General features: G+C 72.2%; 10 protein-coding genes. 7 read left to right on the top strand and 3 right to left on the bottom strand.

What is annotated here, in order from left to right; all coding sequences use genetic code 11:
- Nucleotides 1-154: 154 nt before the first annotated feature.
- Nucleotides 155-697 (top strand): hypothetical protein, encoded by a 543-nt coding sequence (locus tag B2P18_RS03270; protein ID WP_019287657.1) that lies wholly within the window; start codon nt 155-157, stop codon nt 695-697.
- On the opposite strand, the gene B2P18_RS03265 is transcribed toward B2P18_RS03270, so the two are convergent.
- Nucleotides 688-930, bottom strand: coding sequence for a helix-turn-helix domain-containing protein (locus tag B2P18_RS03265; RefSeq protein ID WP_019287658.1), 243 nt, complete (start codon nt 928-930; stop codon nt 688-690). The genes B2P18_RS03270 and B2P18_RS03265 overlap by 10 nt on opposite strands.
- 220 nt (nt 931-1,150) lie before the next feature.
- Here B2P18_RS03265 and B2P18_RS03260 point away from each other — a divergent pair, with 220 nt between their 5' ends.
- The 5 genes from B2P18_RS03260 (at nt 1,151) to B2P18_RS03240 (ending at nt 6,793) form a co-directional block, all read left to right on the top strand.
- A complete protein-coding gene (locus B2P18_RS03260; RefSeq protein ID WP_029211574.1) occupies nt 1,151-1,879 on the top strand; it encodes an SAF domain-containing protein in 729 nt (242 codons plus the stop codon).
- Nucleotides 1,880-1,962: 83 nt separating this feature from the next.
- Complete coding sequence (locus tag B2P18_RS03255; RefSeq protein WP_239265318.1) at nt 1,963-3,081, top strand: AAA family ATPase; 1,119 nt, start codon at nt 1,963-1,965, stop codon at nt 3,079-3,081.
- Between the two features lie 182 nt (nt 3,082-3,263).
- Nucleotides 3,264-4,868, top strand: coding sequence for a sugar transferase (locus tag B2P18_RS03250; RefSeq protein ID WP_239265320.1), 1,605 nt, complete (start codon nt 3,264-3,266; stop codon nt 4,866-4,868).
- Between the two features lie 58 nt (nt 4,869-4,926).
- Nucleotides 4,927-6,345: a WS/DGAT/MGAT family O-acyltransferase gene (locus B2P18_RS03245; protein ID WP_286955819.1), complete on the top strand. Its 1,419-nt coding sequence runs from the start codon at nt 4,927-4,929 to the stop codon at nt 6,343-6,345.
- Between the two features lie 31 nt (nt 6,346-6,376).
- On the top strand, nt 6,377-6,793 hold the full coding sequence (locus B2P18_RS03240; protein WP_029211571.1) for a DUF6912 family protein: 417 nt from the start codon (nt 6,377-6,379) through the stop codon (nt 6,791-6,793).
- Between the two features lie 15 nt (nt 6,794-6,808).
- Here B2P18_RS03240 and B2P18_RS03235 read toward each other — a convergent pair whose 3' ends face one another.
- Both B2P18_RS03235 and B2P18_RS03230 read right to left on the bottom strand, forming a co-directional pair.
- Nucleotides 6,809-7,147, bottom strand: a complete 339-nt coding sequence (locus tag B2P18_RS03235) for a hypothetical protein (RefSeq protein WP_029211570.1) — start codon at nt 7,145-7,147, stop codon at nt 6,809-6,811.
- Nucleotides 7,144-7,353 carry a hypothetical protein gene (locus B2P18_RS03230; RefSeq protein WP_156911297.1) on the bottom strand — a complete coding sequence of 70 codons (210 nt, stop codon included), beginning with the start codon at nt 7,351-7,353 and terminating at the stop codon, nt 7,144-7,146. Before B2P18_RS03230 ends, B2P18_RS03235 begins: the two co-directional genes overlap by 4 nt.
- Nucleotides 7,354-7,607: 254 nt before the next feature.
- Here B2P18_RS03230 and B2P18_RS03225 point away from each other — a divergent pair, with 254 nt between their 5' ends.
- A complete protein-coding gene (locus B2P18_RS03225; RefSeq protein ID WP_286955817.1) occupies nt 7,608-12,482 on the top strand; it encodes an NAD-glutamate dehydrogenase in 4,875 nt (1,624 codons plus the stop codon).
- Nucleotides 12,483-12,538: the final 56 nt, after the last annotated feature.

Raw genomic sequence — 12,538 nt, 5'->3', positions numbered from 1 at the left:
ACTGTAGGAAGTTTGCGATCGTTTGCCTATGGGTGATGCTGAAAGAGTCGTTCCTGGAACTCAGGGTGAGGAGGCCTCGACGGTTCGTGTCTCTGTGTTGACGATGACAGTCACGCAGGGCCACTGGACGTACCCTGAGTGCAGGAGGCGTGACATGGATCGGTGGGACGGCTTCTTCGACGACCTCGAGGGTCGGGTCGAGGAGCAGCGGCGTGCGGACGAGCTGGCCGGGCTCGCCGACCGGGTTCGTCGGGATCGGGCGGGGATCACCCTTGCTGCCCGGCTCGCCGGAGTCGCCCGCTCCGGGGTGCGCGTGCACGTCCTGGGAGGGGAGCAGGTGTCAGGCCAGGTCGACGAGGTGATGGTCGACTGCGTGGTGCTGGAGGACGGCGGTCGACGAGCGGTGGTGCCGCTGGCGTCCGTGGTGCGCGTGGATCGGCTGGGGGACCGTCCGGGCCCGCTCTCGCTGGGGGACCGGCCGGGGCTCGGCCGAGCGGTGCGAGACCTGGCCCGGGACCGACGCCCGGTGCGAGCGCACGACGTCACCGGGGTGGTCAACGAGGGCGTCCTGGACCGGGTGGGTCAGGATCACCTGGACCTGCTCGTCGTGCCTGCCGACCTGACCGTGCGCGCGGCGGAGGGGCGCTCGCGGACGACCGTGCCCTTCAGCGCCCTCGCGGTGGTGCGTCAGCTCTGAGCGCCGGCGTCGGGGTCGACCGAGCCGAAGGGATGGGCCGCGACGAAAGCCTTGGTCTCGGAGTACATCCGCTCGATGTAGTCCTCGAGCTCGCTGGTCTCCACCCGCCACTGTCCTCGTCCGCCGACCTTGATGGCCGGGAGCTCGCCCGAGCGCACCAGCGCATAGGCCTGCGCGGAGGAGATGTCGAGGATCTCGGCGACCTCGGCGAGCTGGATGAAACGCTTGGCCATGGAGTGCTGCTCCTCATGAGGCGGTTGTCGGGCAGGTGGGCCACGTCGGTGCCCGGCGAGGACGAGTCTAGGGCGGGCGGGCCCTTCGTGCGTTCGCCGAGCGGCGAGGGTGTGGACAACTCGGCGGCCTGTGGATGACGGGCGACGCGTCCGCTGCGGATTGACGACGATGGAGCCACGGCTCGCCTCGACGTGCGGCCGTCCAGCAGCAGGAGGTCTCATGCGTCGTTCTCGTCCGACCGCCACCGGCACCACGTCGTCAGGCTCGTCGGCCTCATCAGGTTCGTCGGCCTCGCCGCGGCCCACCGCCCGGCGGCTGCGCCAACCGTCCTGGCGCGACGCCCGGCTCGTGGTGGGGGTGCTCCTCGTCCTGGCCTCGGTGGTGCTCGGCGCTCGCGTCGTCGCCGCGGCCAAGGACACGACCCACGCGCTCGTCGCCACCCGAGACCTGAGCCCGGGGGAGGCGGTGGCCCCGGCCGACCTGAGGGATGTCGAGGTCCGCCTCGGCGACCTCACCGGGGTGTACGTCGCTCCGGGGGCCGTCGGCTCGTCCGGGATGCACGTGGTGCAGGCGGTGCGCGCCGGAGAGCTGGTGCCGGCAGACGCGCTCGGCACCCGCGAGCAGGTGGGGCAGCGGCAGGTCGCGCTCCCTGCGCCCAGCGGGTCCGTGGGGGCGCTGGTCCGCGGAACGGCCGTCGAGGTGTGGGTCAGCAAGCGCAGCGCCGTCGGTGGCACGGACGTGTATGCCGCCCCGCGCAAGGTCGTCGGTGGCGCCACGATCGCGCGGGACCCCCAGGAGGGGGCGAGCCTGATGGGTGGTGGCTCGACGGTGACGCTGCAGGTGTGGGTCCCGGCCACCGTGGTCCCTGAGCTGCTGGCGGCCGTCGACGCGCGCGACCGGATCACCGCCGTGCCGCTGCCCGGCGCCGCGCTGCGGGTGGACTCGTGACGGCGCGGCGGCCCTCGGTCCTCACGGCGCTCCCGGATGTCTGGGACGGCGCGGTGGTCGGGCGTCTCGGGTCCCGTGTGACGGTGGGTCGACGGTGCGTCGACCTGCCCGACCTGCTCGCCGCGGCCCACGCCCGGCTGGGGGACGTGGCGCTGGTCTCGCCCCGCCTGCGGGGGCTGGACCTGAGTGCCGTCCGCGACCTGCGCCTGGGCTCGGTGGGTGTCCTCGGGGTCGTCGACCCGGACGACGAGGCTGGCGAGGCGATGCTGCGCCAGCTGGGCGTCCGGACGTTCGTCGCCCCCGACGCGCCGGCGGCCGACCTCTACGGCGCGGTGGTGGGAGCCCTCGCCGTCCCGTCCGTGCCCTCGGACGGGGACGGGGACGACCTGACGGAGGAGGACGAGATCACCCGTCGTGGACAGGTGGTCGCGGTGTGGGGGCCTGCGGGCGCTCCCGGCCGCACGACCGTGGCGGTCAACCTGGCCGCCGAGCTCGCCCTCGGCGGCCGCGAGGTCGTCCTCGTCGACGTCGACACGCAGGCCGCCTCGGTCGCCCAGCACCTCGCGATCCTCGACGAGGCGCCCGGCGTCGCCGCCGCCTGCCGGGCCGCCGAGCACGGCACCCTCGACGTCACCTCCTTCGGCCGGCTGGCGCCGGAGGTCCTGCCCCGCCTGCGGGTGCTCACGGGTCTGCCCAGCCCCGACCGGTGGCCCGAGCTGCGGTCGGGCGCGATCGAGCGGATGCTCGAGGTGGCGCGCCTGGACTGCGACGTCGTGGTGGTCGACTGCGCGTCGTGCCTCGAGGACGACGACGAGCTGAGCTATGACACCGTGGCGCCCCGTCGCAACATGGCGGCGCTGACGGCGCTGGACGTCGCCGACCAGGTGGTGGTCGTGGGTGCCGGCGACCCCGTCGGCCTGCAGCGGCTGGTCCGGGGTCTGCAGGACCTGGCCGGGCGTGACGTGGAGATCGGGGGGGTCGTGGTCAACCGCCTCCGGGCCAGCGCCGTGGGCGCGCGGCCGATGTCGCGCGTCCAGTCGCTCCTCGAGAGGTTCGGGGGTGTCGAGGCACCCGTCCTGGTGCCCTTGGACGTGGAGCGGGTGGACGCGGCACTCCTCGCCGGGACCGTCCTGCACGACGTCGCGGCGGATGCCCCCGTGCGTCACGCCATCGCGTCGGTGGCCACGGCCCTCGTCGGGTGAACGGCAGGGCCGACCGCCGGGCACCACCGAGCGAGCACGCTGAGTAATCGAAAATCACGGACGGTTCGCCTGCGGGACCAGTCGTGCGGAGATGTTGCAACGGCTCACAGGACCGACATGCGTCACCGTAGTGTGATGGTGAACCGTGGCGTGCACGACACCAGCTTTGCAGGGGGGGGTAGATGACGATCCAGCACGAGCGGATGGGTGAGGATCAGGCGGAGCAGGGGGACGACCGCCGCGAGCCCACCACCCGCACCAGGATCTCGTGGGCAGCCGAGCGGCCGTACGTCGTGCCGGCCGCCGTCGACGACACCAAGGTCGGGCGCGAGCTCGACCACGACTTCGACCCGGTGGCGCGCGCCCACACGCGACGCGCTCGCTGGGAACGACCCGTGATGCTCCAGGCGGTGTCCGGTGACGTGCTCATCGCCATCGGCATCACCTTCGTCCTGATGATCAACGACTGGCGGTCCTTCGGGGAGTCCGTCGCCGGGGCGCTCCTGACGGGCCTGCTCTGGGGCGCGCTGCTGCTCATCCGTCGCGGCTACGACCTGCGGCGCATGAGCGAGAGCACCGCCGCCGTCCAAGCGGTCCTCGGTGCGGCCTTCGGGGCCATCGCCGTGCTGGGCTTCATGTCCTACGCCGTCAAGGTCGAGCTGCCGCGACGCTACGTCCTCGTCGGGGTCCCGGCCATCGCGCTGCTCACCATCGTGCACCGGCTCGTGGTGAGGCACACGCTCAAGCGGCGCCGCACCTCGGGCGACGCCATGCTCCGCACCCTGGTGGCGGGGGACGGCCTGACGGCCGGAGCCTTCGCCCGCGAGCTCGCGAGCACCAAGGATCACGGCATGCACGTGGTCGGTATGGCGTTGTCCAGCCTCGACGTCGTCCCCATGACGCGGGGCGCGCAGGTGCCGGTCTGGGGCGTCCTGTCGGAGATCCCGCAGATGGTCGTGGACCACGACATCGACACGGTCGTCGTGACCGGTGGGGGGCTGTCCGGCACCTCGCTGCGACGCCTGTCGTGGGCCCTCGAGCGCACCGGCGCCGACCTCGTGGTCTCGCCCGGCATGGTCGACACCACCCCGTCGCTGGTCACGATGCAGCCCACGTCGGGCCTGCAGCTCCTGCACTGGGAGCGACCGTCCGACAAGCTGGGCCGAGGTCTGGTCAAGAACATCCAGGACCGCACCATCGCGTGCCTGGCCATCCTGGCGGTCTCGCCGATCCTCATCGCGACCGCGCTGGCCATCAAGCTCACGAGCAAGGGCCCCATCTTCTACACCCAGCAGCGGCTGGGGCAGGACGCCGAGCCGTTCACCATGATCAAGTTCCGCAGCATGGTGACCGACTCCGACGAACTGCGCGCCCAGCTGGTCAAGCAGCAGCAGGCGGCCTCGTCCGAGGGCAGCTCCGGTGGCAACAAGGTCTTGTTCAAGATGGCCGACGACCCCCGGGTCACCAAGGTCGGCAAGATCATCCGCCGCTACAGCATCGACGAGCTGCCACAGCTCATCAACGTCCTGCGCGGCGACATGGCCCTGATCGGTCCGCGTCCCCCGCTGGCCGAGGAGGCGGAGAAGTACCACGACAAGGACAACCGCCGGCTGCGGGTCAAGCCGGGTCTCACCGGCCTGTGGCAGGTCAGCGGTCGCTCCGACCTCGACTGGGACCAGTCGGTCAACCTGGACCTGCGCTACGTCGACAACTGGTCGGTCGGGATGGACATGCAGATCCTGTGGAAGACCGCACGCGCGGTCATCAAGGGCGACGGGGCCTACTGACTAGGGCCCGTCCGTGCACGGGACGGCGACCCCGCCAGAGGTCTGCGAGCATGGTGCCGTGACCACCCGACTGACCCCGCTGGACGCCTCCTTCCTCTATCTCGAGCGGCCCAACGCCGTGATGCACGTGGGTGCGGTCCTGGTCTTCGACGGGGACCAGGCGGCCCCCAGCCACGAGGCGCTCCTGGAGCGCGTCAGCGGTCGGATCGCCCAGTACCCTCGCTACCGCCAGCGGGTGCGGGCCGTCCCGGGCGGCGTCGCCAACCCGGTCTGGGTCACGGACGAGGCGTTCGACGTCACCTATCACGTGCGGCGGTCCGCCCTGCCGAGACCCGGCACCCGCGAGCAGCTCGACGAGTTCGTCGCGCGGGTCCTGGCCCGGCCCCTCGACCGGGCGCGCCCCCTGTGGGAGCTCTACCTCGTGGAGGGCCTGGAGGGTGGGGGCTTCGCGCTCGTCACCAAGACGCACCAGGCGCTCGTGGACGGGGTGGAGGCCGTCGACATCGCCGAGGTCGTCCTCGACGACGAGCCGGTCGAGCAGGAGCCCCCGGCAGCGCCGTGGGCTCCCAGCCGCGAGCCCAGCGACGTCGAGCTCGTGGTCGGTGCCCTCGTGGGCGCCGTGCGTCGTCCGAGCCGTCTGCTCGACGTGGCGCGGAGCGGTGCCGGCGAGCTGAAGGACGCGGGGGAGCGCGTCACCGCCGGGGTCGGCCAGGTGGTCTCGGCGCTGGCCAGCACCTCGCGCAGCACCAACCGCAGCCCGCTCAACGGGCACACCGGGTCGGCCCGCCGGTTCGTCACCGTCGACACCGACCTCGAGGACTACCGGGTCGTGCGCAGCGGTGCCGACCGCGGCGACGTCGGGCTCCAGCCGAGCGTCAACGACGTCATCCTGGCGGTGATCGCGGGCGCGCTCCGCGCCTGGCTGGAGTCGCGCGGCGAGCACGTCACCCGCAGCACGTCCGTGCGCGTCCTGGTCCCCGTCAGCGTCCACGACGGCACCGACGACGGCACCGACGACGGCAGCGGCGACCGGCTGACGGCCTGCTTCATCGACCTCCCCGTCGGCGAGCCGACGCCCCTGGTCCGCCTGCACCAGATCGCCTACGCCATGTGGCGCCAGGTCGACCGGGGTCGCGCGCTGGGTGCGGCCACCCTGGCGGGCCTGGCGGGGTTCGCGTCTCCCACCCTGCACTCCCTGGGGTCCAGGCTGGGGGCGGCGGCGTCGCGCAGCCTGTTCAACCTCGTGGTGACCAACGTGCCGGGACCCCAGACCCCACGCTTCCTCGGCGTCGCGACCATGACCGACACCTATCCCGTGATGCCGGTGGCCGAGGGGCAGGCGCTCGCGATCGGGGTCACGTCCTACGACGGTCAGGTCCACTACGGCATCAACGCCGATCGCGACCTCGTGCCGGACCTGGACGTGCTCGCGGCCGCGATCACCGAGAGCCTCGGCGAGCTGCTCGACCACGCCTGACCGCATCGACCGCCACCACCAGAGGAGCCCCATGTCCCTGCGCCGCGTCTACGTCGCCCTCGATCCGTCCGACCTGCACCAGCTCGCCGACGAGGGCCGGGTGGAGGTCGACGGGAGGCCTGCGCGGGCCGTGACGGCAGCCGTCCGCCGCGAGCTCGCCGAGGTCGACGAGGAGGAGCAGGAGTATGACGCCCTGCTGGAGTGCGCGGCCGCCGCCTCGGAGCGCGCCGGCTCGTCGCGACGCGTCGTGGCCGCGGCGGACCTGCCCGAGGCTGCGGTGCACGACGTCGCCGACGGCTACGCCGAGGTGACGCTCGACGGCCCGCTGCCGCGCGAGCGGCTGGTGTCCTTCCACGTCGACGAGACGACCGAGCACCAGGACGCCGACCTGCTGTGGCACGACGTCACGGAGCTCGAGCAGGTGATCTCCCTGGCCGAGGGCCGCTGAGCGACGCTCGCTCGGCTAGGCCGGCAGGTCGTGCAGGCGCGCGTCGACGGCGGCCAGCACGCGCCGCATCCGGACGACCTCGGCGCGGTGCCGTGCGGTGGCGAGCACGCGCTCGTCGTCCCCCGCCGGTGGGTGGGACTGCAGGTCGGACAGGTGCGTGGCGTGCGCCTGCAGACCTGAGGCGAGCCGGTCCATCGCCTCCAGCAGGCCACGCTCCTCGTCCGTCGTGGATGACCCGCCAGGCTCGCGCGCAACGGCCAGCGCGTCGGCGACCCGGCCGTGGTGGCGGCGCAGGGCGGCGGCCAGCGCCGAGCAGGACGCCGGGTCGCCGGCGGGCGCGGCATACGGGCTCATGACCCGACCAGCTCGGTCGAGCGGTCCTGCAGGGTCGCCAGGCGGGAGGCGAGCCGCACGAGCGTGTCCGACAGGGCCTCCTGCAGCTCCGGCGCCGGCTCGGGTGCCGACCAGGTCAGGTCCTCGACCGCGTCGTCCAGCACCTGCGCGAGGTGACGCCAGGCGTCCCCGGCGCCGGGGGAGGAGGTCGCGGTGGGGGCGGGCACGCGCACGACTCTAGCGGGCCCCGGGAGGCCTGACGGCGGTGTCCACAGGCCCCTGACGCGATCGCAAGGATGAGGGTCCAGGGCCGGACCGACCGGAGGATCGGTGGCCCGCCCGCCACCCTGGTCCACATCCTGCGGGTGCGGAGCCGGGCGAGGCGCAGGGGTCGCCTGCGCGGCACGGCGTCGGGAGGCTAGTCTCGGGGTGGTGCACACCGTCGTGCACGACGTCGAGATCGATGAGGTACCCACAGGCCATGTCTGCATCCTTCGACCAGACCCGCACGGAGCTGCTGACCGCAGCCGCGGAGGTGGCAGGTCGCTCCCGGGACGGCACAACCGCCCAGCTCCTGCCCCGCTACTACCGACACACCGTCGACGAGGACCTGCGGGCGCGCGCGCCCGAGGACCTGCTCGGCGCGGCGCTGTCGCACCGAGAGCTGGCGCGACGCCGAGCGCCGGGGCGAGCGAGCGTGAGGGTCTTCACCCCCACGGTCGCGGAGAACAAGTGGTCCTGCGGGCACACGGTCGTGCAGACCGTCACCGACGACATGCCCTTCCTCGTCGACTCGGTCACCGCCGCGATCATGGCCGGGGGGCGCACGATCCACCACGTGGTGCACCCGCAGCTCGTCGTGCGGCGCGACGCCGTGGGCGAGCTCGTCGAGGTGCTGGACGTCGACCCCGAGGACGCGCCAACGGGCGAGTTCGGCATCCACGTCGAGTCGTGGATGCACGTGGAGATCGACCGTGAGTCCGACGCGCCCGACCTGCGGGAGGTCCAGGAGCGGCTCGAGCAGGTGCTCGGGGACGTGCGCGAGTCGGTCGAGGACTGGTCCAAGATGCGTGACCGGGCTCGTCAGACCGCGGACGCCTTGCGCGAGGACCCGCCCGGTCCGGTGAGCGACGGCGAGGTCGACCAGGCGGTCCGGCTGCTCGACTGGCTCGCCGCGGACAACTTCACCTTCGTCGGGTGCCGCGACTACGCCCTGCAGGAGGACGGCGACGACTTGTCGCTGCACGCCGTGCCGGGCACCGGGCTCGGGATCCTGCGCTACGACGAGCGGCAGGCCTCGGTCCCGCACCTCGTCGGCGCCGTGCGTGACAAGGCCCGCGAGCCGCACCTGCTCATCCTGACCAAGGCCAACTCGCGCTCCACCGTGCACCGCTCCGGCTACCTCGACTACATCGGGGTCAAGACCTTCGACGCCGACGGCGTGGTGACGGGGGAGCGCCGCTTCCTGGGGCTGTTCACGTCGGGGGCCTACACCGAGTCGGTGATGCGGGTGCCCGTCGCGAGCGACAAGGTCCGCGAGGCGCTGCGCCTGTCCGGCTACGCCCCGGAGAGCCACGACGGCCGCGACCTCGTCAGCGTGCTGCAGACCTTCCCCCGGGACGAGATCTTCCAGTCCGAGCCGACCGAGCTCGCCGAGACCGCGAAGTCCATCATCCACGCCAAGGTGCGCCGCCAGCTGCGGGTGTTCCTGCGCAAGGACGTCTACGGCCGCTTCACCTCCTGCCTCGTCTACCTCCCGCGCGACCGCTACAACACGACGGCCCGCCTGCGGATCGAGGCGCTGCTGCGCGACACCTTCGGCAGCGACCAGATCGACTACACCACCCGCGTCAACGAGTCGACGCTGGCCCGCCTGCACTTCGTCGTGCGCGTGCCGCGAGGCGTCTCCCTGCCCGACGTCGACCGAGAAGCCTTGGAGCGCAAGATGATGGAGATCACCCGGGCCTGGGGCGACGACCTCGCCGAGGCCGTCACCCAGGAGCACGGCGAGGAGGACGCGGCCCGGATCCTGAAGTCCTATGGCCAGGCCTTCTCCGAGTCCTACAAGGAGGAGTTCTCCGCCCGCGTCGCCGTCGTCGACCTGGACCACCTGGACTCCGTGCCCGGCGACGGCCTGGGCCTCAACCTCTACCACTCCCTCGGGGCGCCGGGCGACGAGCGCCGGATGAAGGTTTACACCGAGCAGGAGCTCTCGCTGTCGCGACTGCTGCCGATCTTCACCCACCTCGGGGTCGAGGTCACCGACGAGCGGCCCTACACCGTGGACCGCGCCGGTCGTGCGCCCGCCTTCGTCTACGACTTCGGGCTCAAGGCCGACTCCGCCGGCGTGTGGGAGGACCACGGCGGTGACGTGCGTCAGCACATCCAGGAGGTCTTTGCCCAGGCCTGGTCCGGCGAGATCGAGTCGGACTCGCTCAACGCGCTGGTGCTGCGCGCCGGCCTCACGTCCCGCCAGGTCGTGATCCTGCGCTCGATCGCCAAGTACCTCCGCCAGGCCGGCACCACCTTCACGGCGGGCTACATCGAGTCCGTCCTCACCGGCAACCCCGAGATCAGCCGCATGCTCGTCGAGCTGTTCGAGACGCGCTTCGCCGTCGGCACCTACGCCGACGACGAGCGAGGGATCCAGGAGCGGCACGGCGCCGAGCAGGCCGTGGCCGACCGCATCACCGACGCGCTCGAGGAGGTCGCGTCGCTGGACGCCGACCGGATCCTGCGGTCCTTCCTCGGCACGATCCAGGGCGTGCTGCGCACGAACTTCTACCAGCACCAGGACGACGGCACGCCCAAGACCTACCTGTCGATGAAGCTCGACCCCCACGCCGTCCCCGGCCTCCCGGCCCCGAAGCCGAAGTTCGAGGTCTGGGTCTACAGCCCCCGCGTGGAGGGCGTCCACCTGAGGTTCGGCAACGTCGCGCGCGGTGGCCTGCGCTGGAGCGACCGGCGCGAGGACTTCCGCACCGAGGTCCTCGGGCTGGTCAAGGCGCAGATGGTCAAGAACGCCGTCATCGTCCCCACCGGGTCCAAGGGCGGCTTCTTCGCCAAGCAGCTGCCCGACCCGGCGGCCGATCGTGACGCCTGGCTGGCCGAGGGGATCGCGGCATACAAGCTGTTCATCTCCGGGCTGCTGGACCTCACCGACAACCGGGTGGGTCAGGAGATCGTGCCGCCGCGCGACGTCGTCCGGCACGACCCCGACGACCCCTACCTCGTGGTCGCGGCGGACAAGGGCACGGCGAGCTTCAGCGACACCGCCAACGGCGTGGCCCAGTCCTACGGCTTCTGGCTGGACGACGCGTTCGCCTCGGGCGGCTCGGCGGGCTACGACCACAAGGGCATGGGCATCACCGCCCGCGGTGCCTGGGAGTCGGTCAAGCGCCACTTCCGCGAGCTCGGCCTGGACACCCAGACCGAGGACTTCACGGTCGTCGGCGTCGGCGACATGAGCGGCGACGTCTTCGGCAACGGCATGCTCCTGTCGGAGCACATCCGCCTGGTCGCGGCCTTCGACCACCGGCACATCTTCGTGGACCCCTCGCCGGTGGCCGACAGCTCGTATGCCGAGCGCCGGCGCCTGTTCGACCTGCCGCGATCCTCGTGGGCGGACTACGACGCCTCGCTGATCAGCGAGGGCGGCGGCATCTTCCCCCGGTCCGCCAAGTCCGTGCCGGTCTCGCCGCAGCTGGCCGAGGCGCTCGGGATCGCCGACGCGCCCGCGTCGATGACCCCGGCCGAGCTGATGCGGGCGATCCTGCAGGCGCCGGTCGACCTCGTGTGGAACGGCGGCATCGGCACCTACATCAAGGCGTCGACCGAGGTGCACGCCCAGGTCGGTGACCGCGCCAACGACGCGATCCGCGTCGACGGCCGCGACCTGCGCTGCCGGGTCGTCGGCGAGGGCGGCAACCTCGGCGCGACCCAGCTCGGCCGCATCGAGGCCGCCAAGGCCGGCATCCACGTCAACACCGACGCGGTCGACAACTCGGCGGGCGTGGACACCTCGGACCACGAGGTCAACATCAAGATCCTGCTCACCGGCCTGATGAAGGACGGCGACCTCACCCTCAAGCAGCGCAACGAGCTGCTGGCGTCCATGACCGACGAGGTCGCCTACCAGGTGCTCCGCGACAACTACGAGCAGAACGTCCTGCTCGGCAACGCGCGCTACCAGGAGCACGCGATGCTCCCCACGCACCGGCGGCTCATCGCCTGGCTGGAGGAGCGCGGCGAGCTCGACCGCACGCTGGAGTTCCTGCCCGGGGACGCCGAGCTGGACGAGCGCGGCGAGGCCGGCCACGGCCTGACCTCGCCCGAGGCCTCCGTCCTGATGGCCTACGCCAAGCTGGCGCTCAAGGCGGACCTGCAGTCGAGCGGCCTGGCCGACGAGCCGTTCTTCACCCGGACGCTCGCCGAGTACTTCCCGGAGCCGGTGCGGGGACGCTATGCCGAGGAGCTGCAGCAGCACCCGCTGCGACGCGAGATCATCGTCAACTCGGTGGTGAACTCCCTGGTCAACCGCGGCGGCATCACCTTCGCGTTCCGCGCGGTGGAGGAGACGGCGGCCAGCCCCGAGCAGATCACCAAGGCCTTCGTCGTGGCCCGCGAGGTGTTCGGCCTGCGGGACTTCGTCGAGCAGGTCGAGGCGCTGGACACCAAGGTCCCCACCGACACGCAGACGTGGATGTATCTCGAGTTCCGTCGCCTGCTGGACCGCGCCACCCGGTGGTTCCTGCAGAACCGCCCGGCCAACCTCGACGTCGAGGCCGAGATCGAGCGGTTCGCCGACACGGTGCGGCGCGTGCAGCCCCAGGTGGCGGGCCTGCTCCAGGGCAGCGAGCACGAGCGGCTGCGCGAGCAGGCCGACCGGCTCGTCGACCAGGGCGTGCCGGAGGAGCTCGCGGTGCGGGCCGCCGGGCTGCTCGACCTCTACTCCGTCCTCGACATCGTCGAGATCGCCCGTGAGACCGAGCGCCCCGGCGACGCCGTGGCCCGGCTCTACTTCCTGCTCTCGGAGCACTTCGGCGTCGACAGCCTGCTGACGCGGGTCTCGGCCCTCCCTCGCGAGGACCGGTGGGACGCCCTGGCCCGCGGCTCGATGCGGGACGACCTGTATGCCGCCCTCGGCGCCCTCACGATGGCGGTGCTGGGATCGGCCGGGGACCTGCAGGACCCCGGCGAGCAGATCGAGCGGTGGGAGCAGCTCCACGCCGACCAGCTGGGTCGCGCGCAGACGTCGCTCACCGGCATCGCGCGGATCGAGCGTCCCGGGATCGCGCCGCTCTCGGTGGCGCTGCGCACGCTGCGCAGCGTGATCCGCAGCGGAGCGGCGGACTGACGGCGACCCCGCTCGCGGCGGGCCCCGGCATACGGCTCGCAAGGGTCGTGCGCCGG

The sequence above is a fragment of the Arsenicicoccus sp. UBA2120 genome, assembly GCF_002330965.1.
In the GTDB taxonomy this organism is placed as follows: Bacteria; Actinomycetota; Actinomycetes; order Actinomycetales; family Dermatophilaceae; genus Arsenicicoccus; species Arsenicicoccus bolidensis.
This window is presented reverse-complemented; position numbering and strand designations above follow the sequence as displayed.

Coding starts and splice junctions, on each gene's coding strand:
- B2P18_RS03270 (WP_019287657.1), top strand. CDS start 155: ATGGATCGGTGGGACGGCTTCTTCGACGACCTCGAGGGTCGGGTCGAG.
- B2P18_RS03265 (WP_019287658.1), bottom strand. CDS start 930: ATGGCCAAGCGTTTCATCCAGCTCGCCGAGGTCGCCGAGATCCTCGAC.
- B2P18_RS03260 (WP_029211574.1), top strand. CDS start 1,151: ATGCGTCGTTCTCGTCCGACCGCCACCGGCACCACGTCGTCAGGCTCG.
- B2P18_RS03250 (WP_239265320.1), top strand. CDS start 3,264: ATGACGATCCAGCACGAGCGGATGGGTGAGGATCAGGCGGAGCAGGGG.
- B2P18_RS03240 (WP_029211571.1), top strand. CDS start 6,377: ATGTCCCTGCGCCGCGTCTACGTCGCCCTCGATCCGTCCGACCTGCAC.
- B2P18_RS03235 (WP_029211570.1), bottom strand. CDS start 7,147: ATGAGCCCGTATGCCGCGCCCGCCGGCGACCCGGCGTCCTGCTCGGCG.
- B2P18_RS03225 (WP_286955817.1), top strand. CDS start 7,608: ATGTCTGCATCCTTCGACCAGACCCGCACGGAGCTGCTGACCGCAGCC.